General features: G+C 67.2%; 17 protein-coding genes. 5 read left to right on the top strand and 12 right to left on the bottom strand.

Annotated elements, in window-relative coordinates; genetic code table 11:
- Window positions 1–22: 22 nt before the first annotated feature.
- Window positions 23–1,027, bottom strand: coding sequence for a tripartite tricarboxylate transporter substrate binding protein (locus GRX31_RS10005; protein ID WP_034393042.1), 1,005 nt, complete (start codon window positions 1,025–1,027; stop codon window positions 23–25).
- Window positions 1,028–1,108: 81 nt separating this feature from the next.
- Entirely contained in the window at window positions 1,109–1,978 is an 870-nt protein-coding gene (locus GRX31_RS10000; RefSeq protein ID WP_160852462.1) for an HpcH/HpaI aldolase/citrate lyase family protein, read from the bottom strand.
- A 75-nt stretch (window positions 1,979–2,053) separates the two neighbouring features.
- Here GRX31_RS10000 and GRX31_RS09995 point away from each other — a divergent pair, with 75 nt between their 5' ends.
- Entirely contained in the window at window positions 2,054–2,971 is a 918-nt protein-coding gene (locus GRX31_RS09995) for a LysR family transcriptional regulator (protein WP_016446874.1), read from the top strand.
- Window positions 2,972–2,980: 9 nt separating this feature from the next.
- Here GRX31_RS09995 and GRX31_RS09990 read toward each other — a convergent pair whose 3' ends face one another.
- On the bottom strand, window positions 2,981–3,889 hold the full coding sequence (locus tag GRX31_RS09990) for a LysR family transcriptional regulator (protein ID WP_337193874.1): 909 nt from the start codon (window positions 3,887–3,889) through the stop codon (window positions 2,981–2,983).
- 107 nt (window positions 3,890–3,996) lie between these two features.
- Between GRX31_RS09990 and tam the strand changes: the two genes are divergently transcribed.
- Entirely contained in the window at window positions 3,997–4,770 is a 774-nt protein-coding gene (gene tam / locus GRX31_RS09985) for a trans-aconitate 2-methyltransferase (RefSeq protein WP_174549407.1), read from the top strand.
- A gap of 19 nt (window positions 4,771–4,789) precedes the next feature.
- Here tam and GRX31_RS09980 read toward each other — a convergent pair whose 3' ends face one another.
- Complete coding sequence (locus tag GRX31_RS09980; protein ID WP_013802649.1) at window positions 4,790–5,185, bottom strand: VOC family protein; 396 nt, start codon at window positions 5,183–5,185, stop codon at window positions 4,790–4,792.
- A 148-nt stretch (window positions 5,186–5,333) separates the two neighbouring features.
- Here GRX31_RS09980 and GRX31_RS09975 point away from each other — a divergent pair, with 148 nt between their 5' ends.
- Complete coding sequence (locus tag GRX31_RS09975) at window positions 5,334–6,563, top strand: nucleoside recognition domain-containing protein (protein ID WP_160852456.1); 1,230 nt, start codon at window positions 5,334–5,336, stop codon at window positions 6,561–6,563.
- A gap of 133 nt (window positions 6,564–6,696) precedes the next feature.
- Here GRX31_RS09975 and sbcB read toward each other — a convergent pair whose 3' ends face one another.
- The 5 genes from sbcB to dnaE form a co-directional block, all read right to left on the bottom strand.
- Window positions 6,697–8,136, bottom strand: coding sequence for an exodeoxyribonuclease I (gene sbcB / locus GRX31_RS09970; RefSeq protein WP_017404791.1), 1,440 nt, complete (start codon window positions 8,134–8,136; stop codon window positions 6,697–6,699).
- A gap of 37 nt (window positions 8,137–8,173) precedes the next feature.
- Window positions 8,174–9,628: a cardiolipin synthase gene (cls, locus tag GRX31_RS09965; protein WP_126312737.1), complete on the bottom strand. Its 1,455-nt coding sequence runs from the start codon at window positions 9,626–9,628 to the stop codon at window positions 8,174–8,176.
- Between the two features lie 83 nt (window positions 9,629–9,711).
- Window positions 9,712–12,048, bottom strand: coding sequence for an ATP-dependent Clp protease ATP-binding subunit ClpA (gene clpA, locus GRX31_RS09960; RefSeq protein ID WP_047472864.1), 2,337 nt, complete (start codon window positions 12,046–12,048; stop codon window positions 9,712–9,714).
- Between the two features lie 63 nt (window positions 12,049–12,111).
- On the bottom strand, window positions 12,112–12,489 hold the full coding sequence (clpS, locus tag GRX31_RS09955; RefSeq protein WP_016454840.1) for an ATP-dependent Clp protease adapter ClpS: 378 nt from the start codon (window positions 12,487–12,489) through the stop codon (window positions 12,112–12,114).
- 133 nt (window positions 12,490–12,622) lie between these two features.
- Complete coding sequence (gene dnaE / locus GRX31_RS09950; RefSeq protein WP_047327728.1) at window positions 12,623–16,156, bottom strand: DNA polymerase III subunit alpha; 3,534 nt, start codon at window positions 16,154–16,156, stop codon at window positions 12,623–12,625.
- 212 nt (window positions 16,157–16,368) lie between these two features.
- On the opposite strand from dnaE, the gene GRX31_RS09945 reads away from it, so the two are divergent.
- Window positions 16,369–17,160: an outer membrane protein assembly factor BamD gene (locus tag GRX31_RS09945; RefSeq protein WP_016454842.1), complete on the top strand. Its 792-nt coding sequence runs from the start codon at window positions 16,369–16,371 to the stop codon at window positions 17,158–17,160.
- Here the strand turns inward: GRX31_RS09945 and GRX31_RS09940 are convergent.
- On the bottom strand, window positions 17,123–19,252 hold the full coding sequence (locus tag GRX31_RS09940; protein ID WP_160852454.1) for a helicase C-terminal domain-containing protein: 2,130 nt from the start codon (window positions 19,250–19,252) through the stop codon (window positions 17,123–17,125). The two genes, GRX31_RS09945 and GRX31_RS09940, sit on opposite strands and share 38 nt — an antisense overlap.
- Before the next feature lie 136 nt (window positions 19,253–19,388).
- On the opposite strand from GRX31_RS09940, the gene GRX31_RS09935 reads away from it, so the two are divergent.
- Entirely contained in the window at window positions 19,389–20,162 is a 774-nt protein-coding gene (locus tag GRX31_RS09935; RefSeq protein WP_026062214.1) for a PP2C family protein-serine/threonine phosphatase, read from the top strand.
- 77 nt (window positions 20,163–20,239) lie between these two features.
- Here the strand turns inward: GRX31_RS09935 and GRX31_RS09930 are convergent, their stop codons facing one another.
- Both GRX31_RS09930 and zapE read right to left on the bottom strand, forming a co-directional pair.
- Entirely contained in the window at window positions 20,240–20,935 is a 696-nt protein-coding gene (locus tag GRX31_RS09930) for a hypothetical protein (RefSeq protein ID WP_016454844.1), read from the bottom strand.
- 40 nt (window positions 20,936–20,975) lie between these two features.
- Entirely contained in the window at window positions 20,976–22,079 is a 1,104-nt protein-coding gene (zapE, locus tag GRX31_RS09925) for a cell division protein ZapE (RefSeq protein WP_016446859.1), read from the bottom strand.
- Between the last annotated feature and the right edge of the window lie 14 nt (window positions 22,080–22,093).

Here is a 22,093-nt window from a genome sequence, read left to right as displayed (position 1 = left end):
CGCCTCCCGCGAGCGGCCGGGTTCAATCGGCCTGGATATTGCGGTCCTTGGCGAGCTGCTTCCAGCGCGCCACGTCGCTGCGGATCACCTGTGCGAACTGCTGCGGCGTCACGGGGTTGGCAATGGCGCCTTCGCGCAGGAAGCTGGCCTGGATGGTCGGCTTGGCCAGCACCTGGTTCACGGCCTGGTTGAGGCGGTCCACGATGTCGGCGGGCGTGCCCGCAGGCGCCAGCAGCCCCCACCACAGATCGAACTCGTAGCCCGGGATGGCCGTTGCCATGGGCGTCAGGTCCGGCGCAATGGGGCTGGGCTTGAGGCTGGTGATGCCGATGGCGCGCAGCTTGCCGTTGCGCACCATGGGCAGGATGGACGGGCCGCTGGAGACCAGCATCTGCACCTGGTTGCCGATCACATCGGTCACGGCCGGACCCTGGCCCTTGTAGGGCACATGCATGATGTCCATGCCCGGCACCATGGAGCGCATCATCTCGGTCGCGAAGTGGTTGATGCTGCCGGTGCCCGAGGTGGCGTAGTTGAACTGGCCCGGGCTGGCCTTGATGGCGCGCACCAGATCCTGCGGCGTCCTGGCCGGGAATTCGTTGTTCACGGCCACCACCAGCGGGCCCTTGGCAAACATGGCCACGGGCGCCAGGTCCTTGACGGGGTCGAAGGGCATCTTGGCCTGTACCGCAGCATTCGTGGTCATGCTGGACGACACCGCCACCAGCGTGTAGCCGTCCGCCGTCGCCTTGGCCACCGAGGCCGTGCCGGTGTTGCCGCTGGCACCGGGCCGGTTGTCCACGATCACGGTCTGCTTGAGCAGATCGCCCATTTCCTTGGCCACCTGGCGTGCGAACACATCGTTGGAGCCTCCCGGCGGATAGGGAACCACCATGGTGATGGCCTTGGACGGGAAGGCGCCCTGCGCCATCAATCCCGGCGAAGCCAGCCCGGCCAGCGTGGCCACCGTTGTGGTGGCGGCCAGCGCCACCAGCCTGCGCCGCGCGCGGCAATGGGAAATGCTCATGTCTTTGTCTCCTGTACTGTTTCTTGTCATGGGGATGCCCGGCATGCGGGATGCCGGGGCATCGGATTGCCGGCCGCCCGTTCAGGCCGCCAGCAGCCCCTGTGCATGCGCTGCGGCCACGATGGCCTGGGCACGCAGCACAAAGGGCTTGTCCACCATCTTTCCGTCCACCACATAGGCGCCCAGGGCATTGGCATCTGCCTGGCGGGCCGCCTCCACCACCTTCAGGGCGTGCCCGATTTCCTGCTCGGTCGGCTGGTAGACCGCATTGGCCAGCGCAACCTGGCTGGGGTGTATGCACGTCTTGCCCAGAAAGCCCAGGCCGCGCGACAGCCGCGCCTCGGCGCTGAAGCCGTCGCTGTCGCGGATGTCGGCAAAGGCGCCGTCATAGGCATAGATGCCTGCCTCGGCAGCGGCCATGCGCACGGCAAGCAGCACCTGGGCAATGGCGGCGGGCTCGCGCCGGTTCACGCCAAAGGGCTCGAACAGGTCGCCCAGCCCCATCTGCAGGCCAGCCACGCTGGCGTGGGCGCCGGCCAGTTCGGCAGCGCAGCGCAGGGCGCGGGGTGTTTCGATGTTGAGCAGCAGGCCAGGCGCCTGGGGCACGCCGTTGGCATCTGCCGCATCGGCAATGCGCTGTGCGGCCTCGCGCACCTGCTGCACGGTCTCGGGCTTGGGCAGGTTGATGAGGTGCACGCCGTCGCGCACCATCTCGGCGATGTCGGCGCCGAAATGCGGCGTATCCATGGCGTTGACACGCACGATCAGCGTCTTGCCGTGGCCCCGGCTTTCAGGGCTGAGCAGGAAGCTGCGCAGCAGGCCGCGCGCCTCGTCCTTGCGGGCTTCGGCCACCGCGTCCTCCAGGTCGAAGGACAGCGCGTCGGCCTCGCCGGCCAGTGCCTTGGCGAACAGCTCGGGACGCGATGCGGGAACAAACAGTTTGCTTCTCATGGCCCGCATTGTGGGCGGCAGAAAGCCAAGAGAAACACAGGTAATATTTGTTCAAACCACACAAATTCTTTGTTTATGGAAACCAGCTACCTGCACAGCTTCCTGCTTGTGGTGGAGACCGGCTCCATGGCCGAGGCCGCGCGGCGCCTGGATATCACGGCCGCCGCCGTGGCCCAGCAGATCCGCATCCTCGAGCGCGAGTTCGACGCCCCCCTGCTGGCCCGCGCAGGCCGCACCGTGCTGCCCACCCCGGCCGGCCACCGCCTGGCCCAATCCGCGCCGCAGTTGCTGCGCGAACTGGCCAATGCCAAGACCCATGTCAGCCAGGAAGGCACGGCCGGGGAACTGGTCATAGGCACCATCAACACGGCGCTGCACAGCCTGCTGCCCGACATCCTGGCCGGCTTCGTGAAGAAGTGCCCCGACGCCAAGGTGTTCCTGCGGTCGGCCACCACGCGCGAGCTGTACGAGGCCGTGCGGCAGGGCGAGCTGGATGCGGCGGTCTGCCTGCACCCCTCGTTCGCCCTGGCCAAGACCTTCGACTGGACACTGCTGCGCGAGGAGCCGCTGGTGCTGCTGGTGCCGCGCCAGCTGGCGCACCTGGACCCGCACACGCTGCTGCGCACCCAGCCGCTGATCCGCTATGACCGCAGCCTGGGCGGCGGCCAGATGGTGGAGCGCTACCTGCGCGCCGCGCAGATCGCTCCCCAGGAGCGCTTTGAACTGAGTTCGCTGGTGGCCATTGCCATGATGGTGGACAGGGGCCTGGGCGTCTCCCTGGTGCCCGACACGGCCCTGAACCTGCCCGATGGCCAGGGCGTGGTGCGACTGGCCCTGCCCGAGGAATCGCAGTCGCGGCGCTTCGGTGTGATGTGGCTGCGCTCTTCGGCACGCCTGCCGCTGATCCACAAGCTGGTGGAATGCGCGCGCACCGTGGTCAGGCAGCGCGGCGGTCCTCGCGCTGCCGCACGCGCAGCAACCAGGTCACCATAGTCCGCACCTTCAGGACTCCGCCACGGCCGCCGTGGCAACCAGGTCCTGGAACCTGCGCAGCACCGCAGACGCATCGCCCACGCGCGTGGCCAGATGCAGCGGAGCGGCCAGCCCCGGGCATTGCGACAGCGTGCGGTAGGCAATGCCGTCGCTGCGCAGGCGCTGCATGGAGGCCGGCACGATGGACAGCCCCAGCCCTGCCGAGACCAGGCTCAGCGTGGCCGTCATGCGCGGCGCCTCCTGCACCACGCGCGGGCTGAAACCCGCCTCCAGGCAGGCCTTGAGAATGGCGTCGTACAGGCCCTGCCCTACCCTGCGCCGGTACAGCACGAAATCCTCCGAGGCGAGCTGCGGCAAAGGCACGGGCCGGCGCAATGGGCGTGCCAGCGCATGCCCTGCCGGCAGAGCCAGCAGCATGGGCTCCTCCAGAATCGGCACGGCCTGCAGCCCCTGGCTGCCGTGCAGGGGCGAGCGCACAAAGGCCGCGTCCAGCCGCTCTTGCAGCAATGCATCCATGAGCTCGCCCGTGCCCGCCTCCTCCAGCGCCACCGCGACGCCGGGCACCTGCTGGCGGAACATGCGCAGCACGCCGGGCACAAAGGGATGCAGTGCGGCAGAGCTGGTGAAACCCACGGCCAGCCGGCCCGTCTCGCCCCGGGCGGCGCGGCGCACCACCTCGGCCAGCACGTCACAGCGCTCCAGCAGCGCCCTGGCCTCTTCCAGCAGCGCCAGCCCCGCCGCCGTGGGCCGCACGCCGCGCGGCAGGCGCTGCACCAGCTCCACGCCCAATTCGTGCTCCAGGCCCTGCAGCAACCGCGTCAGCGGCGGCTGCTGCATGCCCAGGCGCTCGGCCGCACGCGTGATGTGGCCTTCCTCGGCGATGGCGACAAAGGCGCGCAGTTGGCGAAGCTCGGGCACATCAATACTTTCAAGGTATGGGAAGACATCAATTGTGGCATTTGCAATCATGGATGGACGGATTTACGCTCGCGCCCCACAAACACACCTACCTGAAAGGCAACACGATGACCTGGTCCGCAAAGCAGTACACAACGTTCGAGCAGGAACGCACCCGCCCCGTGCGCGACCTGGTGGCCGCCATTCCCGATCTGCCTGGCCGCGCCGTGCGGCTGGCCGTGGACCTGGGCTGCGGCCCCGGCAACTCCACCGAGGTCCTGGCCCAGCGCTTCCCCGAGGCCACCGTGACGGGACTGGACAATTCCGAGGACATGCTGGATGCCGCACGCAAGCGGCTGCCGGGCACGGCCTTCTCCCTGGCCGACATCGCCACCTGGCAGCCCGACCAGCCGCAGGACGTGATCCTGGCCAATGCCTCGCTGCAGTGGCTGCCCGACCACCAGCAGCTTTACCCGCGCCTTGTCAGCCACCTGGCACCCGGTGGCAGCCTGGCCGTGCAGACACCGGACAACCTGGAAGAACCGGCCCACCGGCTGGCGCGCGAAGTGGCTGCCAGCGGCCCCTGGGCCGCCACGATTGGCGATGTGCGCCACCCCGCACGTCACAGCGCGGACTTCTACTACGCCCTGCTTCGCCCGCACTGCAGCAACGTCGATGTCTGGCGCACCACCTACTTCCACCCGCTGGCGGGCGGCCATGCCGCGGTGGTTGAGTGGTTCAAGGGTTCGGCGCTGCGCCCCTTCGTCGCGCCGCTGGACGAGGAGCAAAAGGCCGGCTTCTACGCAGCGTATCTGCAGGCCATCTCCCAGGCCTACCCCGCACTGGACGATGGCACGGTGCTGCTGCCCTTCCCCCGGCTGTTCATCGTGGCCAGCCGCTGAAGCGGTGCGCCTTCAGCCCTCAGCGTGCAGGATGCGGCTCAATGAGATCCCACAGATTGCCGTAGAGGTCTTCGAACACGGCCACGGTGCCGTGGGGCTTGCGCTGGGGGTCCTGCACAAAGCGCACGCCGCGCGAGCGGTAGGCCTCGAAGTCGCGCAGGCAGTCGTCGGTCTGCAGGAACAGGAACACGCGCCCGCCCGTCTGGTTGCCCACGCGCGCGGCCTGTTCCTCATTCGTGGCACGGGCCAGCAGCAGGCGCACACCGCCGCCACCGGGAGCCACGGTGACCCAGCGCTTGCCCTCGGACAGGGCGGTGTCCTCGATCAGCACGAAGCCCAGCGCGCCCACATAAAAGCGCAGCGCCTCGTCATAGTCGCGCACGGCGACGCTCACCTGTCCTATCACCTGGGGCATGGAATCCTTTGCAGCAATGGTGCGGTCCTCGGACCACGGGGCCGCGAGGATAACGGAGCCCTGTCAATGCCCTGCCGCCCTGGCCCGTAAGCCCTGCAGCTGGCCCCACAATGGCGGCTTGCAATTGCCTCGTGAGGGACGGGAATCCATGCTGAATGCCTTGTGGCTGGGCTTTTTTCTGGTGGCGGCCGTGGCTGCGCTGGCGCAATGGCTGGTCGGCGGCCAGGCCGGGATTTTCTCGGCCATGGTGCAGGCGCTGTTTGCCATGGCCAGGCTGTCGGTCGAGGTCATGGTGCTGCTGTTCGGCACGCTGACGCTGTGGCTGGGCTTTCTGCGCATCGCAGAGAAGGCCGGCGTGGTGGAGTGGCTGGCGCGCGTGCTGGGCCCGTTGTTCGCCAGGCTCATGCCCGAGGTGCCGCGCGGCCATCCGGCCCTGGGCCTGATCACGCTGAACTTCGCGGCCAACGGGCTGGGACTGGACAACGCGGCCACGCCCATGGGCCTGAAGGCCATGCGCTCGCTGCAGGAGCTCAATCCCCGGACCGACACCGCCACCAATGCGCAGATCCTGTTCCTGGTGCTCAATGCGTCGTCGCTGACCTTGCTGCCCGTGACCATCTTCATGTACCGCATGCAGCAGGGTGCGCCCGATCCCACCCTGGTCTTTCTGCCGATCTTGCTGGCCACCTCGGCCTCGACCCTGGTCGGCCTGCTGGCCGTGGCCGCCGTGCAGAGGCTGCCGCTGTGGAGCCCCGTGGTTCTGGGCTATCTGCTGCCGCTGGGCCTGGCGCTGGCGGGCTTCATGGCCTTTCTGGCCACGCTGTCGGCGGCCGCGCTGGCCCAGCTGTCATCGCTGCTGGGCAACCTGACGCTGTTTGCCCTGATCGTGCTGTTCGTCACCCTGGGCGCCTGGCGCAAGGTCGCGGTCTACGACAGCTTCATCGAGGGCGCCAAGGAAGGCTTTGACGTGGCCAAGGGCCTGCTGCCCTACCTGGTGGCCATGCTCTGCGCCGTGGGCGTGTTCCGCGCATCGGGCGCGCTGGAGTATGCGCTGTCGGGCATACGCTGGGTGGTCGATGCCATGGGCATGGACGCCCGCTTCGTGGACGCCCTGCCCACGGCCCTGGTCAAACCCTTCTCGGGCAGCGCGGCGCGCGCCATGCTGATCGAGACCATGCAGACCCAGGGCGTGGACAGCTTCGCCGCCCTGGTGGCCGCCACCATCCAGGGCAGCACCGAAACCACCTTCTACGTCCTGGCCGTCTACTTCGGCGCCGTGGGCATACAGCGTGCCCGCCACGCCGTGCCCTGCGCCCTCATCGCCGAACTGGCCGGCGTGGTGGCGGCCATCGTGGTCTGCTACAAGTTCTTTGGCTGAAGGCACAAATGGGCGCTGCGCCTGAAGCCGACGCGGTCCAAGGCGAGGAAGACCGAGCAAGTGCCTACGCCGGCCGCCCCGCCGCGAGGGTGTCGCACCTCTCGGGAGAAGCCGCGCAGCGGCTCAGGGGGAACTAAAGTTCCGGCATGATCGCCTCGGCATAGTCATACAGCGCCCCCAGGATTTCCTCGCCGCGCTCGTCGGCAGTTTCCGATAGCTGATCGACCATGGCAAACATCTGCTCGGCCGTGCGTGCGCCGCCCTTTCCTTCGATCAGGCAGGCCGCGCAGTGCTGCAGCCAGCGCTGGCGCTCGGCCGGGTTCAGGCTGGCGGGGAAATTGCGGGCGCGGTAGCGGAACAGCAGCTCGGTCAGGCGGGCATCGTCGAAGCCCGTGCGGTCCAGCGCCAGCTCCTGCGCGGACAGGCTGCGCAGGTGGTTCAGGCGGCGCCGGTCCTCATTGCCCACGAAACCGCCGTACAGGTCCTGGTCGGCATCCAGCCCTTCCTGCGCAGGGCGCTGGTGAACGGCACGCCACAGCGCGCTCATGTCGGGCAGGTCACGTGCAATGGCCGCATGGCCCATGCACTGCTCCACATCGATGCCCCATTGCGCGGCCATGGCCGGGCTCAGCGTCTTGAGGCTGCCGACCACCATGGGCGACTTGTTGACGTGGATGCTCTTGATGGGCAGGCGCTGCATGCCTTCGGGCAGGTCGGCCGCGCGCGAGAACAGGCGCAGGCGCAGCGTGTCCACGTCGATGGAGGCCAGCTCGGACGGGTCCTGCGCCAGATCCCAGCAGATGATCTCGTTCTTGTTGGTGGGGTGCGTGGCCAGCGGCCACATGACGGCGATGCAACCGCGCTCGGGCCGGATCATGCCGCTGACGTGCAGGAAGGGCCTGGCATGCGCCGGCTCGGCCGGCAGGCCCATTTCCTGCAGCACCCGGTCCTTCTTGTGCAGCGAGAAGGCGAAGTCGAACAATCTGGGCTGGACCTTGCGGATCAGCCGGGCCAGCCCGATGGTGGCACGCACGTCGGACAGGGCATCGTGCGCCTTCTCGTGCAGCAGGCCGTTGGCGCGGGCCAGGTCCTCGAGCTTGAAGCTTGGAGATCCATCCTCCTTTTTCGGCCAGACAATGCCTTCTGGGCGCAGCGCATAGACCATGCGCACCACGTCCAGCAGGTCCCAGCGCCCGCAGCCGTTTTGCCATTCGCGCGCATAGGGGTCGATGAGGTTGCGCCAGAACATGAAGCGCGTGATCTCGTCGTCAAAACGGATGGTGTTGTAGCCCACGCCCACGGTGCCGGCCTGGGCCAGTTCCGCCTCGATGCGGGCGGCGAACTGGGCCTCGGGCATGCCCTGCTCCAGGCATTGCTGGGGCGTGATGCCGGTGATCAGGCAGGACTGCGGATCGGGCAGGTAGTCGCCTGCCGGCTGGCAATACCACATGACGGGCTCGCCGATTTCATTGAGTTCCGCATCCGTGCGGATGCCCGCGAATTGCGCGGGCCGGTCATAGCGCGGCTGGGCGCCGAAGGTCTCGTAGTCGTGCCAGAAGAAGGTATGGGCCATCGGGCGAGTATGCCTGCGAAAAAAGTGCGTCCGGACATCACAGCAAGGGTGAGCAAAGGCGCGCGCCGGAGTCGAACAGGCGCAGTGCGAAGCCCAGGTCGCGCTTGAAATGCACGCGCTGCGCCTGCTCCAGGTCCAGCTCGAACTGGCGCGCCAGGTCGCCATTGAGCTGGGGCCCGTAGGCGATGGCGCAGACTTCGTAGTTCAGGAAGAAGCTGCGGTAGTCGAAGTTGGCCGTGCCGATGATGGAGATGCTGCCGTCCACCACCAGCGTCTTGGAGTGCAGCATGCGCGCCTTGTATTCGTAGACGCGCACGCCGCAGCGGATCAGTTCGTCGTAGTAGGAGCGCGCGGCCGCCGTGACCAGGGCCGAATCGGAGCGGCGCGGCACCAGCAGCTGCACATCCACGCCGCGCAGCGAGGCATTGGTGAGCGCGGCCAGCGCGGCCTCCGTGGGAACGAAGTACGGCGTGGTCAGCCAGACACGCTCCTCGGCCGCGTTGATGGCCGCAAGATGGGCGCGGTAGATGGCCTGCAGGCCGTTGTCGGGGCCGGAGGTGATGATCTGCACGGGCAGCGGGCCCTCGGGCGCGTCCGGCAGCAGCAGGTCGATGTCGGCGGGCTCGCTCTTGGGGTCCTTTTCGAGGGCGTAGGCCCAGTCCTCGAGGAACACGGTCTGCAGCCAGTTGACGATGGCGCCCTCCAGGCGCAGGTGCACGTCGTGGTAGGCATCGGGCATGACACGCGCGTTCTCTTCGTCGGTCACGTTGACGCCGCCCGTGAAGCCCACCTTGCCGTCGCACACCAGGATCTTGCGGTGGGTGCGGAAGTTGATGACCGGGCGCAGCCGCCGGCCGATCTTGGTGCCATGGAACAGCGCGACCTCGGCGCCCGCATCCTCCAGCGGCTGCAGAAAGCGCCGCCCCAGCTTCTTGGAGCCCAGGGCATCCACCAGCAGGCGCACCTGTATGCCTGCGCGGGCCCGCTGTATCAGCAGGTCGCGCAGGGCCGTGCCGGTCTGGTCGGGCTCGAAAATGTAGTACTCGAGGTGGATGTGGTGGCGCGCGGCATTCACCGCGTCGATGATGGCGTCGAAGGTGGCCGCGCCACCGACCAGCAGCCGCAGGTCGGTGGCCGTGCTCACCGGAAAGTCGCTGGTGGCGGCCACCAGTCGCGCAACCTGGTGCAGGCGCTCGGGACTGCCGGGCATGCGCTCGCGCAGCCGCTGCACGCCCGAGCGCACGCGCGATGTCTTGCGCGCGCGCAGCCGCTTGATGCGCTGGCGCTTGAGCCGCTGCGGGCCGAAGAAATAATAGATGGCCAGCCCGCCCACGGGAATCGCCGCCATGGACAGCAGCCAGCTCAGCGTGGCCACGGGCGCGCTGCGCTGCAAAAGGATCCACACCGCGACGATCACTACATAGACCGACCAGGTCACCGACAGCAGCAGCAGCGCATTCTCATGGGTCAGGTACTGACGAAGCCACTCCACAAAGACTCCTTCGGGCGGATCAAAGAAAAAGCCGGCAGCCCGGGGGGCTGTCGGCTTGCGCGATGGGCATCAGGCGATGCACATCAGTCGGCGGTGGCCTCTTTGGGCTCGGCCGGCTCGGAAGCCGGGTCCTGCCTGGGCTGGGGCGTGATGTCGAGCTTGACTTCGCCCTTGTCGGCATCGTCGGCGTCGGCCACCCAGTCCACTTCCAGGCGGCCACCGTCGACCAGCTGCCCGAACAGCAGCTCGTCGGCCAGCGAGCGCCGGATGGTGTCCTGGATCAGGCGCTGCATGGGACGGGCGCCCATGAGCGGATCGAAGCCCTTCCTGGCCAGGTGCTTGCGCAGCGCATCGGTGAAGGTGACCTCCACGCGCTTTTCGGCCAGTTGCTGCTCCAGCTGCAGCAGGAACTTGTCGACCACGCGCAGGATGACCTGCTCGTCCAGCGGCTTGAAGCTGACGATGGCGTCCAGACGGTTGCGGAACTCCGGCGTGAACAGGCGCTTGATGTCGCCCATTTCGTCACCGGCCTGGCGCGGGTTGGTGAAGCCGATCGAGGCCTTGTTGATGGTCTCTGCACCCGCGTTCGTGGTCATGATGAGGATCACGTTGCGGAAATCGGCCTTGCGCCCGTTGTTGTCCGTCAGCGTGCCGTGGTCCATGACCTGCAGCAGCACGTTGAAGATGTCCGGATGCGCCTTCTCGATTTCGTCGAGCAGCAGCACCGAATGCGGCTTCTTGGTCACGGCCTCGGTCAGCAGGCCGCCCTGGTCAAAGCCCACATAGCCCGGAGGCGCGCCGATCAGGCGGCTGACGGCATGGCGCTCCATGTACTCCGACATGTCGAAGCGGATCAGGTCCACGCCCAAAATGTAGGCCAGCTGCTTGGCCGCTTCCGTCTTGCCCACGCCGGTGGGGCCCGAGAACAGGAAGGAGCCGATCGGCTTGTCCGGCTTGCCCAGGCCCGAGCGCGCCATCTTGACCGAGGAGGCCAGCGCTTCCAGCGCCTTGTCCTGGCCGAAGACCACGCTCTTGAGGTCGCGCTCCAGCGTCTGCAGCTTGCTGCGGTCGTCGTTGGACACGTTGGCAGGCGGAATGCGCGCGATCTTGGCCACGATGGCCTCGATCTCGGCCTTGTCGATGGTCTGCTTGCGCTGCTCCACCGGAATGATGCGCTGCGCGGCGCCGGCCTCGTCGATCACGTCGATGGCCTTGTCGGGCAGGTGGCGGTCATTGATGTACTTGGCCGACAGCTCGGCCGCAGCCTGCAGGGCGGCAGCGGCGTACTGCACGCTGTGGTGTTCCTCGAAGCGCGACTTCAGGCCCTTGAGGATGTCCACGGTCTCGGCCACCGTGGGCTCGACCACATCCACCTTCTGGAAGCGCCGCGACAGGGCCGCGTCCTTCTCGAAGATGCCGCGGTACTCGGTGAACGTGGTGGCGCCGATGCACTTGAGCTGGCCGCTGGACAGCGCCGGCTTGAGCAGGTTGGACGCGTCCAGCGTGCCGCCCGAAGCGGCGCCCGCGCCGATCAGCGTGTGGATCTCGTCGATGAACAGGATGGCGTTGGGCTTGTCCTTCAGCGACTTGAGCACGCCCTTGAGGCGCTGCTCGAAATCGCCACGGTACTTGGTGCCTGCCAGCAGCGCGCCCATGTCCAGCGAATAGACCACGGCCTCGGTCAGCACCTCGGGCACCTTGCCTTCGGTGATGCGCCAGGCCAGGCCTTCGGCGATCGCGGTCTTGCCAACGCCGGCCTCGCCGACCAGCAGCGGGTTGTTCTTGCGGCGGCGGCACAGGATCTGGATGGTGCGCTCGACCTCGTAGTCGCGCCCGATCAGCGGATCGATCTTGCCGTCCTTGGCCGCCTGGTTGAGGTTCAGCGTGAACTGCTCCAGGGGCGAGGCCTTTTCGTTGCGTTCGCCACCGGCACCCTCTTCGGATTCCGCAGGGTTCTCCGCCTTCGCAGGCTCGGGCGGCTCGCCCTTCTTGATGCCGTGGGCGATGAAATTGACCACGTCCAGGCGCGTCACGCCCTGCTGGTGCAGGTAGTAGACGGCATGCGAGTCCTTTTCACCGAAGATGGCCACGAGCACGTTGGCGCCCGTGACTTCCTTCTTGCCGTTGCCGGTCGATTGCACATGCATGATGGCGCGCTGAATCACACGCTGGAAACCCAGCGTGGGCTGCGTGTCCACTTCGTCGGTGCCCGCGACCTGGGGCGTGTTGTCCTTGATGAAGTTGGACAGGGCCGAGCGCAGGTCATCGATGTTGGCTGAGCAGGCGCGCAGCACTTCCGCTGCACTGGGGTTGTCCAGCAGGGCCAGCAGCAGGTGTTCCACGGTGATGAACTCGTGGCGCTGCTGGCGTGCTTCGACAAAGGCCATGTGCAAGCTGACTTCCAGTTCCTGGGCGATCATTGATGACTCCTTTTCGCTTGCTGGGGATTATTGACTGCAACCATAAATCAGGGCGGCCCGGGTTTATTCAACAGGCTCGAACATGGCCTGCAACGGATGGCCCGCTTTCTGGGCGGCCTGCAGCACCTGTTCGACCTTGGTGGCCGCCACATCGCGCGAGTACACGCCGCAGACGCCGCGGCCGTCGAGATGGATCTTGAGCATGATCTGGGTGGCCGTTTCGCGGTCCTTGCCGAAGAGTTCCTGCAGGACGATGATGACGAATTCCATGGGCGTGAAGTCATCGTTGAGCATCACGACCTGGTACATCTGCGGCGGCTGCACGCGCTGGCGCCGCCGCTCCAGCACCACGGCGCCGTCGTCATCGGACACGGGCCGTACTGTGGGAATGGCAGGAGGGGTCGAAGGGGGTTGGGTTGCCATGAAAATCATTCTAGCCATCGGAGCCACTGTTTTCCGGAAGGGATATGCGAGGCGTGCCTGAAGAATTCAAGCGCGGCGCCTGCCCGGGCTGGCCAGCACGCACCAAAGCAGTGCCTGCTTGCCGCCACCGGGCGCTGCGCCACCTTGCGCGTCATTCGTAGACCACCTTGACCTGGGCGCTGCCCGCCTGGGCATACCAGGCGGCCAGGGCCGCGTCGCTGGGATAGAAGCGGCTGCCGTCGCCCAGGGCCAGCTCGCAGCTGGCCGAGCCGCGCTCGTCCTCGCAGACCAGTCCCAGGCGCACTTTCATGCCGCGCTGCAGCTCGCCATGCTCACCCTGCTCCACCACGGCGGGAAACTGGCGCAGCAGGCCGACCACGTCGGGCATCTTCTCGCCCACGCTGACCTGCAGGTAGCGCGCGAAGCGGCAGCGCGCATCGGCCAGGTTGAACAGCTGCTGTGCCTTCATGCGCAAGCCACCGCTGAAGTGGTCCAGCTGCAGGCGCCCGGTGATGACGACGAATTCGTCGTCCTTGAGCAGATCGCGATAGGTATTGAGCGTGTTCTCGTCCACCGAAGCCTCGATCACGCCCGAGCCGTCATCGATCTTGAACAGGCCCAGCCGCCCGCGCTGGCCGTTGATGGCGCGGAAGTCGCTGATGATGCCGGCCAGGGTCTGGGGCTCGCGGCTGTCGCGCAGCTCGGCCAGCGGCGTGCGCACGAAGCGGCGCACCTCCTTTTCGACCTCGTCGAACAAATGGCCCGACAGGTAAAAGCCCACGGCGGTCTTTTCCTGGGTCAGCCTCTCCTTCACGCCCCAGGGCAACGCATCGGCCAGGGGCGGCTCCTGGGTGCTGGAGCCCACGGCGTCCTCGCCCATCATGTCGAACAGCCCGCCCTGGTTGGCATTGGCCAGCGTCTTGTTGGCGAACTCGAAGGCATGGTCGATGGAGGCCACCAGGGCCGCGCGGTTCAGTTCGATGGCATCGAAGGCACCTCCCTTGATCAGGGCTTCCAGCGTGCGCTTGTTCAGGCGCGTGCGGTCCACGCGCACGCAGAAGTCGGCCAGGCTCTTGAACGGCCCCTTGTCGGCGCCGCGCGGGCCCACGCCGCGGCCTTCACGGGCCGCGATGATGGCCTCGATGGCCTGCTGGCCCGTGCCCTTGATGGCACCCAGGCCATAGCGTATGACCTTGTCGGTGACGGGCTCGAAGCGGTACATGCCGCGGTTGACATCCGGCGGCTCGAAGCTGATGCCCATCTTGAGCGCGTCTTCGTACAGCACCTTGAGCTTGTCGGTGTTGTCCATTTCCACGGTCATGTTCCCGCAGTAGAACTCGGCCGTGTAGTGCACCTTCAGCCAGGCCGTGTGATAGGCCAGCAGCGAGTAGGCGGCGGCGTGCGACTTGTTGAAGCCGTAGCCCGCGAACTTCTCCATCAGGTCGAAGACCTCGTCGGCCTTTTCTTCGCTGATGCCCTGCTTGGCCGCGCCCTCGCGGAAGATCCCGCGGTGCATGACCATTTCCTCGACCTTCTTCTTGCCCATGGCACGGCGCAAGAGGTCGGCGCCGCCCAGCGAGTAGCCGCCCAGCACCTGGGCGGTCTGCATCACCTGCTCCTGGTAGACCATGATCCCGTAGGTTTCGGCCAGCACCTTTTCGACCAGCGGATGCGGATACTCCACCACTTCCTTGCCGTGCTTGCGCGCCACGAAGCTGGGAATCAGGTCCATGGGTCCCGGGCGGTACAGGGCGTTCAGGGCGATCAGGTCTTCCAGCCGGCTGGGCTTGGCGTCGCGCAGCATGCCCTGCATGCCGCGCGATTCAAACTGGAACACGGCCTCGGTCTTGCCCTCGGAAAACAGCTGGTAGGTGCGCGCATCGTCCAGCGGGATGTTCTCGAATGCGAAGTTCTCCTGGCCCTTGTGGCGCTTGATGATGAACTCGCGCGCAATCTCCAGGATGGTCAGCGTGGCCAGGCCCAGAAAGTCGAACTTCACCAGGCCCACGGCCTCCACATCGTCCTTGTCGTACATGGCCACGGCCGAGTCGCTGCCCGGCTGCTGGTACAGCGGGCAGAAATCGGCCAGCTTGCCCGGGGCAATCACCACGCCGCCCGCGTGCATGCCGATGTTGCGTGTCATGCCTTCGAGCTTCTGGGCCATTTCAATCAGTGTCTTGACGTCTTCTTCTTTGTCGATGCGCTCGGCCAGCATGGGCTCGGCCTCGATGGCGTAGGTGTACTTGTCGCCCTCCTTCTTCGGATTGGGCGGGTACTTGAGCGTGACGTGCAGGCCAGGCTTGTTGGGAATGAGCTTGGAGATGCCGTCGCAGAAGGTGTAGCTCATGTCCAGCACGCGGCCCACGTCGCGGATGGCCGCGCGCGCGGCCATGGTGCCGAAGGTGGCGATCTGGCTGACGGCGTCGCGGCCGTACAGCTGCTTCACGTAGTCGATGACGCGGTCGCGGTTGGCCTGGCAGAAGTCCACGTCGAAGTCGGGCATGGACACACGCTCGGGATTGAGGAAACGCTCGAACAGCAGGTTGTATTCCAGCGGGTCCAGGTCCGTGATCTTGAGCACGTAGGCCACCAGCGAGCCGGCGCCCGATCCGCGGCCCGGACCCACGGGACAGCCGTTGAGCTTGGCCCACTTGATGAAGTCACCCACGATGAGGAAGTAGCCCGGAAAGCCCATCTTGAGGATGGTGCCGATCTCGAACTCCAGTCGCTCGACATAGCGCTCGCGCTGGGCCTCGCGCTTGGCGGGGTCGGGATAGAGATGGATCAGACGTTCCTCCAGTCCCGCAAAGGACTCCTGGCGGAAGAACTCGTCCATGGTCATGCCTTCGGGCACGGGGAAGTTGGGCAGCTGCGGCTTGCCCAGCACCAGCGTCAGGCTGCAGCGACGCGCGATTTCCACGGTGTTGGCGATGGCGCTGGGAATGTCGGCAAACAGCGCCTGCATCTGCGCGACGGTCTTGAAATGCTGGTCGCGCGTGAAGCGGCGCACACGCTTGGGGTTGGCCAGGATCTCGCCCTCGGCGATGCACACGCGCGCCTCGTGCGCTTCGTAGTCGTCGGGGCCGAAGAACTGTATGGGGTGCGTGGCGACCACGGGCAGGTTCAGGCGATCGGCCAGTTGCACGGCGGCCAGCACATGGGCTTCGTCGTCAGGCCGGCCTGCGCGCTGCAGCTCGATGAAGAAGCGGTGCGGGAACATGCTCGCCAGCCGCTGGGCGACGGCTGCTGCGCCGGCCTCGTCACCGCGCATCAGTGCCTGGCCCACCGGGCCGGCCTGGGCGCCGGCCAGCACGATCAGGCCTTCGCCCAGCTCCTGCAGCCAGGCCCATGTGTGCACGGCCTGGCCCTTGACCACATTGCGGGTCCAGCCCCGGGCCAGCAGCTCGGACAGGTTGTGGTAGCCCAGCGGGCTTTGCACCAGCACGATGATGCGCGAGATCGCGGCGCCGTTTTCGCCCTCGATCTGGATTTCCGCGCCCAGCACGGGCTTGACGCCCTTGGACCGGCCTTCGCGATAGAACTTGACGCCGCCAAACAGGTTGTTGAAGTCTGTGACGGCCAGTGCGACCTGCCCATCCTCGGCGGCGGCCTTGACGATGGCGTTGATGCGGTTGGTTCCGTCCACGACGGAAAATTCGGTGTGCAGGCGCAAATGGACAAACATATGGGCGCCATTGTAGAAAGCTCCGCAATGCCGGGACCCGTTCGCGGCCATGCCTTTGCCGCCGCCCCCGCCTGCGGGGCGGGCATCGCAGGCCGTTACAATGCCTCGGCCCGGTTGCGGGAAAATCAGGCTTCATGCGGCCCCTCAGCGCGGCCCGCGTCCCTGCCCGCCAACCCTCTCACCGCCCTTCGATTGCCCGAGAAACGTCCACCATGCAGCGTATTCCCCTGTCCATCGTTCCCGCCGTGCTGGTCGCAGGCGTCCTGACAGCCTGCTCCAGTACGCAACAAGACCCTACTGCCAAGTGGACCCCGGACCGCATCTATACCGAGGCGCGCGACGAAGCCGCGTCCGGTGCGTTCGACAAGGCCGTTCCGCTGTTCGAGAAGCTCGAAGGCCGTGCCGCCGGCACGCCCCTGGCCCAGCAGGCCCAGCTCGACAAGGCCTATGCCCAGTACAAGAGCGGCGACAAGGTCCAGGCCACGGCCACGCTGGACCGCTTCCTGAAGCTGCACCCGGCCAGCCCAGCCACCGACTACGCCCTGTACCTCAAGGGCCTGGTCAACTTCAATGACAACCTGGGCATGTTCTCCTGGCTGTCGCGCCAGGATCTGTCCGAGCGCGACCAGAAGGCCGCCAAGGACTCCTTCGAGTCATTCCGCGAGCTGGTGACGCGCTTCCCCGAGTCGCGCTACGCCGAAGACTCGCGGCTGCGCATGCAGTACATCGTCAACTCGCTGGCGCAGTACGAAGTCCATGTGGCCCGCTACTACTACGGACGCGGCGCCTACGTGGCCGCCATCGCACGTGCGCAGACCGCCGTCAAGGACTACCAGGGCGTGCCCGCCGTGCGCGAGGCCATGCAGATCCTGGTGAACTCATACGATGCACTGGGCATGACCCAGCTGCGTGACGATGCGCAGCGCGTGCTGACCGCCTCGTACGGCCAGGACTCCGACAAGGACGTCACGGCAAAGCAGAAGTCGTGGTGGAAACTGTGGTGACCTGCGGCGCAGGCTGCGCCAGCGCCTGCAGGGCCTGAACAAAGGCCGCCTCGTCTTCCAGGGTCCGCATGGGCGGCAGCGCAGCGCGCAGCCGCCGCCCATAACCCTTGGCGGTCAATCTGGGATCGCAGACCACAAGCACGCCGCGATCCGTCTCGCGCCGGATCAGGCGCCCGGCGCCCTGCTTGAGCGCCATCGCGGCCTCGGGCAGCATGTAGTCGGCAAAGGCCTGCCGGCCCACGGATTCCAGACTGCGCGAACGCGCCTCGACCAGCGGATCGTCGGGCGGAGGAAACGGCAGCTTGTCGATGACCACCAGCTGCAGCGCATCGCCAGGCAAATCCACCCCTTCCCAGAAAGTGGCCGATGCCACGAGAATGCAGCCGCGCCCCGCGCTGGCGCCCTTGCCTTCGCCTGCCGCAACAAAGCGCTCGATCAAGGTCAGCTTGGGCGCCTGCCCCTGGACCAGCACATCAAGTTCACCGAACAGCCCCAGCGACTGCTGCAGCGTGTCGCCTATGGCGTGCAGGGCACGCAGCGTGGTGGTCAGCACCAGGGTGCGGCCGCCCAGGCGCTGGGCCGCATCCAGCGCCAGGCGTGCCACCTCGGCGCTGTGGGCCGTGCTTCCTGCCTCGGCAAAAGGCCGCGGCACATAAAGCGCCGCCTGCCGCGCATAGTCGAAGGGGCTGTCCACGCGCAGCACCTGGGCCTCTCGCAGTCCGCAGGGCTCGGTGAACCAGCTCAGCCGCTCGTCGTCGCCCAGCGTGGCAGAGGTGAAGATCCAGGCGGTGCCCGCTGGCGGCTCGTACGGGGCGGTGGGTGCGTTTTCCTGCGGCTCGGCGTCTTGCCCGCTTCCTTCCTGATGCTCTTGCTCTTGCACTTGCGTCGGACCCAGCAGCCGCGTGCGCATGATGTGTGCAATGGTCAGCGGAGACTCCAGCATGCGCATCTGCTGGCTGCCCAGTTCCAGCCAGCGCACCGTGTCTTGCACGGCCGCCGCCGCGAAGGTGGCCAGGCGCCGCAGCAGTTCGCTGCCGCGCTCGAGCAGCCTGCGCAGTTCGGGATCGCTGACCTGCAATTGCACCAGCGGCTCCACCAGCGCCCGCAGGCTGCGCCCCAGCGTGACCAGGGCCGTGCGCCAGCTCTGGGCGTCCAGTCCCTGCGGCGTCACGCCCTGCCAGGACAGACGTCCGCCCACAGGGGGCTTGCCTGCGGCCAGGCGCAGCTCGCGCAGTGCCTGCTCCACACGCGCCGAGAGCATCATCCAGTCGGCCATGCCGCGTGCCAGTTCCTGGCCGGCGCGCAGCACATCGCGGGCATAGCCCGTCAATTGCTGGCCCGACAGGCTCAGGCCAGCGAACTGCACGCCGATGTCGTTGAGCTGGTGGGCCTCGTCCACCACCACCACGCCCGCGCTGGGCAGCAGTTGGGCCACACCCGAATCGCGCACGTCGAGGTCGGCAAACATCAGATGGTGGTTGATGACCACCACGTCGGCGTCCAGCGCGGTGCGGCGGGCCACGTTGACATGGCAGTCCTGCCAATGCGGGCAGTCCGAGCCCAGGCAGTTGTCGCGCGTGGAGGTGACCAGGGGCAGCGCGGGCGAGCGCTCGTCCAGCGCGGGCAGCTCGCCCAGGTCACCTGTGCGCGTGGTGCGCGCCCAGCGCTCGACCAGGGCCACGCTGCGCAGCACCTGCGGGTCCTGCGGCGCCGTGCGGCCCTGGCGCACGCGCTCCAGCCGCTCCAGGCACAGGTAGGCGCTGCGCCCCTTGAGGCGCGCCATGCGCAGCGGCATGCCCAGGGCGGCCACCAGACGCGGCAGATCCCGTGCGAACAATTGGTCCTGCAGCGCACGCGTGGCCGTGGACACCAGCACGCGCTGGCCGCTGAGCAGGGCCGGCACCAGATAGGCATAGGTCTTGCCCACGCCCGTGCCGGCCTCCACGACCAGGGTCTGGCGCTCTTCGATGGCCTGGGCCACGGCCAGGGCCATGCGGGTCTGGCCTTCACGCGGCAGGAACTGCGCCTCGGCGCGCGACAGCAGGCCTTGCGGGGCGAAGGCCGCCTGCACGGCGGCGGTCAGGGAATGCACAGGACAGGTCCGGTTGTTGAAAAAGACAGCGCCACGGGAGCCGGGCGAGCCGGCACCGGGGGCAGCGCTCCGATAATATGCGCCATGCCACTGGTGTGCCCATCCACCGCCCCAAGAGCCCACCAAACCAGAGACCATGCAGCCAGCGTACCGACTCCAAGCCGCCACAGGCATCCATCGCGGTGACAGGCAATACCAGCAAGACCAGGTGATGCTCATGGCCCACCCGTATGTCCACGGCTGCCTGCTGGGCGTTCTGGCCGACGGCATGGGCGGGCGCAGCGGCGGGCGCAAGGCCTCCGACCAGGTCATGCTCACGGCGCGCCAGCTGTTCGAGCGCTTCGAGCCGGGCAAGGAGGACTGCACAGCGCTGCTGGAGAGCATCGTGCGCGAGTCGCACACGGTGATCCGTCTGACCGCCATTTCGGCCGAGCAGGAGCCGCACAGCACCATCGCCGCCTTCGTCCTGCTGCCCCAGGGCCGCTGCCACTGGGTGCATTCGGGCGATTCGCGCATCTACCACTACCAGGACGCGACCATGGTCCACCGTACCAAGGACCATTCCTATGTGCAGTCGCTGGTGGACCGGGGAGAGCTCACCGAATTCGAGGCCCATGTGCACCCCAAGTCCAACATCCTGCTGGGCTGCCTGGGCACCGAGGCCGAACCGCCCATGAGCCACCATGTGATCGAGCGCGTGTATCCGGGCACCACCCTCATGGCCTGCAGCGATGGCGTCTGGCACTACTACACGGCCGAGGAACTGGGCACCGTGCTCAACGCGCTCACCCCGCGCGAGGCCACGGAGTTCCTCATCGACAAGGCCCGCGTGCGCGCCCAGGGCGGGGGCGACAACCTGTCCTTGGTGGTGCTCAAGCTCGAGGCGCTGGAGTCGGCCCAGACGGCTTGAACCGGGGTTGGAGCATCCAGGCCCTCACGCCAGCCCCCACCCGGTTGGCCTGTTGGCGCGTGGCAGAGAAAAAAGGATCAGGGAGCAGGCGGCGCCGGCAGCGGCGCAGCCTGGGGGCCGCGCTCGCGGGCCGCTTCGGCGGCACGGGCCTTGCGCTCGGCCGCTTCCTTCTGCTTGGCTTCGAACTGCGCACGCGATGCCGCGCGCCGCTCCTGCTCCTGGGCGGACTGGCGCTGCTCCATCTGGGCCTGCCGTTCGCGCTGGTGGCTGGCCTGCTGGGCGGCGCGCTGCTGCGCCTCCTGGGCGCGCTGCGCGCGCAGGGCCTGGGTATCGCGCTGCACGGCCGGCGGCCGTTCCTTGGCCTCCATGGTGGAGGCTGCCTTCTGCGCCTTCTTGGCCTCGATGTCTTCCAGGCGCTGGACGGCGCGCTCCTTGCGCTCCTCGTCGTTGATCTGAAGCTCGCGTTCGCGCAGCGGACGATCCTGCTCACGGGCCTCTTCGCGCGCCTGCTTGAGGCAGTCTTCCACGGCAAAGCGCTGGTAGCACTCGGACTCCAGGGCCGTGCGCCGGCGCTCGATGACGGCGCGCTGGGCTGCGATGTCGGCACGCGCGGCCTTGCGTTCGGCCTGGGCCTGCCTGGCCGCCTGGCCAGGCTCCCGCGCGGCATCGGCCGCCACGGCCGGGCCCGCCAAGGCCAGGCAGGCCAGCGCGGCGCCCAAAGGAACGGGCAGTTTCTTCACAAGGGCAAAAGCAGAGGTGGGCAGTTTCAGCATGTACAGGTCCGGCAAACGACGCCAGGCGCGGCCACCTGCCTCAGGTCAGGCTGGTATCCACCACGCGGCGCTCCAGCGCCAGGAATTCCTTGGACTGCATCTCGTTCAGGCGCGAGACGGTGCGGGGGAACTCATGGGCCAGCGGGCCCTCAGTGTAAAGCTGCTCGGGCGGCACGGCGGCCGAGATGACCAGCTTGACCCTGCGGTCGTACAGCACGTCCACCAGCCAGGTGAAGCGCCGCGCGGGCGACGCCATGTTGACCGGCATATAGGGCACGTCGGACAGCAGCACGGTGTGGAACTGGCTTGCGATCTCCAGGTAGTCGTTCTGCGAGCGCGGGCCGCCGCACAGCTCGCGGAAGTCGAACCAGACCACGCCACCGGCGCGGCGGCGCGCACGGATCTCGCGCGCCTCGATGTGCAGCACCGGGTCCTCGTCCTTGACCTCGGCCAGCTTGTCGAAGGTCTCGGTCATGGCCGCATCGGCCTCGGCGCCCAGCGGCGTGTGGTAGAGCCTGGCGTTTTCCAGCGTGCGGCGGCGGTAGTCCGTGCCGTTGTCCACGTTGACGACTTCCATGCGCTCGTTGAGCAGGTCGATGGCCGGCAGGATGCGGTCGCGGTGCAGGCCGCCCGGGTACAGCTCGTCGGGCTTGAAGTTGGAGGTGGTGACAAAGCCCACGCCGTTGGCGAACAGCGACACCAGCAGCCGGTGCAGGATCATCGCGTCCGTGATGTCGGCCACGTGGAATTCATCGAAGCAGATCAGCTTGTACTTCTTGGAGATGCGCGCACCCAGCACGTCCAGCGGGTTCTGGGTGCCCTGCAGCACGGCGAGTTCACGGTGGACCTCGCGCATGAATTCATGGAAATGCAGGCGCACCTTGCGCCTGAGCGGCACGGCATTGAAGAAGCAATCCATGAGAAAGCTCTTGCCGCGCCCCACCCCGCCGTACATGTAGACGCCACGGGGAATCTCGGGATGGTTGATGAGCTTCTTGAAGGCATTGGAGCGGCGCTGGCGGTAGACCGTCCAGTCGTCGGCACAGCGCTGCAGCGCCTCGACGGCGCGCAGTTGCGCAGGATCACTGTGAAAGCCCTTGGCTACCAGTTCGGCCTCGTAGGCCTCTCGCACTGAAACGCTCATGCAGCATCAACCAT

The organism is Delftia sp. CH05, assembly GCF_009827015.1.
In the GTDB taxonomy this organism is placed as follows: domain Bacteria; phylum Pseudomonadota; class Gammaproteobacteria; order Burkholderiales; family Burkholderiaceae_C; genus Comamonas; species Comamonas tsuruhatensis.
This window is presented reverse-complemented; position numbering and strand designations above follow the sequence as displayed.

Excerpts from the sequence above, each read along its gene's own strand:
- GRX31_RS10000 (WP_160852462.1), bottom strand. The coding sequence starts at position 1,978 with ATGAGAAGCAAACTGTTTGTTCCCGCATCGCGTCCCGAGCTGTTCGCC.
- clpS (WP_016454840.1), bottom strand. The coding sequence starts at position 12,489 with ATGGCTAGAATGATTTTCATGGCAACCCAACCCCCTTCGACCCCTCCT.
- GRX31_RS09995 (WP_016446874.1), top strand. The coding sequence starts at position 2,054 with ATGGAAACCAGCTACCTGCACAGCTTCCTGCTTGTGGTGGAGACCGGC.
- dnaE (WP_047327728.1), bottom strand. The coding sequence starts at position 16,156 with ATGTTTGTCCATTTGCGCCTGCACACCGAATTTTCCGTCGTGGACGGA.
- clpA (WP_047472864.1), bottom strand. The coding sequence starts at position 12,048 with ATGATCGCCCAGGAACTGGAAGTCAGCTTGCACATGGCCTTTGTCGAA.
- GRX31_RS09945 (WP_016454842.1), top strand. The coding sequence starts at position 16,369 with ATGCAGCGTATTCCCCTGTCCATCGTTCCCGCCGTGCTGGTCGCAGGC.
- GRX31_RS10005 (WP_034393042.1), bottom strand. The coding sequence starts at position 1,027 with ATGAGCATTTCCCATTGCCGCGCGCGGCGCAGGCTGGTGGCGCTGGCC.
- tam (WP_174549407.1), top strand. The coding sequence starts at position 3,997 with ATGACCTGGTCCGCAAAGCAGTACACAACGTTCGAGCAGGAACGCACC.
- GRX31_RS09935 (WP_026062214.1), top strand. The coding sequence starts at position 19,389 with ATGCAGCCAGCGTACCGACTCCAAGCCGCCACAGGCATCCATCGCGGT.
- GRX31_RS09975 (WP_160852456.1), top strand. The coding sequence starts at position 5,334 with ATGCTGAATGCCTTGTGGCTGGGCTTTTTTCTGGTGGCGGCCGTGGCT.
- zapE (WP_016446859.1), bottom strand. The coding sequence starts at position 22,079 with ATGAGCGTTTCAGTGCGAGAGGCCTACGAGGCCGAACTGGTAGCCAAG.
- GRX31_RS09930 (WP_016454844.1), bottom strand. The coding sequence starts at position 20,935 with ATGCTGAAACTGCCCACCTCTGCTTTTGCCCTTGTGAAGAAACTGCCC.
- sbcB (WP_017404791.1), bottom strand. The coding sequence starts at position 8,136 with ATGGCCCATACCTTCTTCTGGCACGACTACGAGACCTTCGGCGCCCAG.
- GRX31_RS09980 (WP_013802649.1), bottom strand. The coding sequence starts at position 5,185 with ATGCCCCAGGTGATAGGACAGGTGAGCGTCGCCGTGCGCGACTATGAC.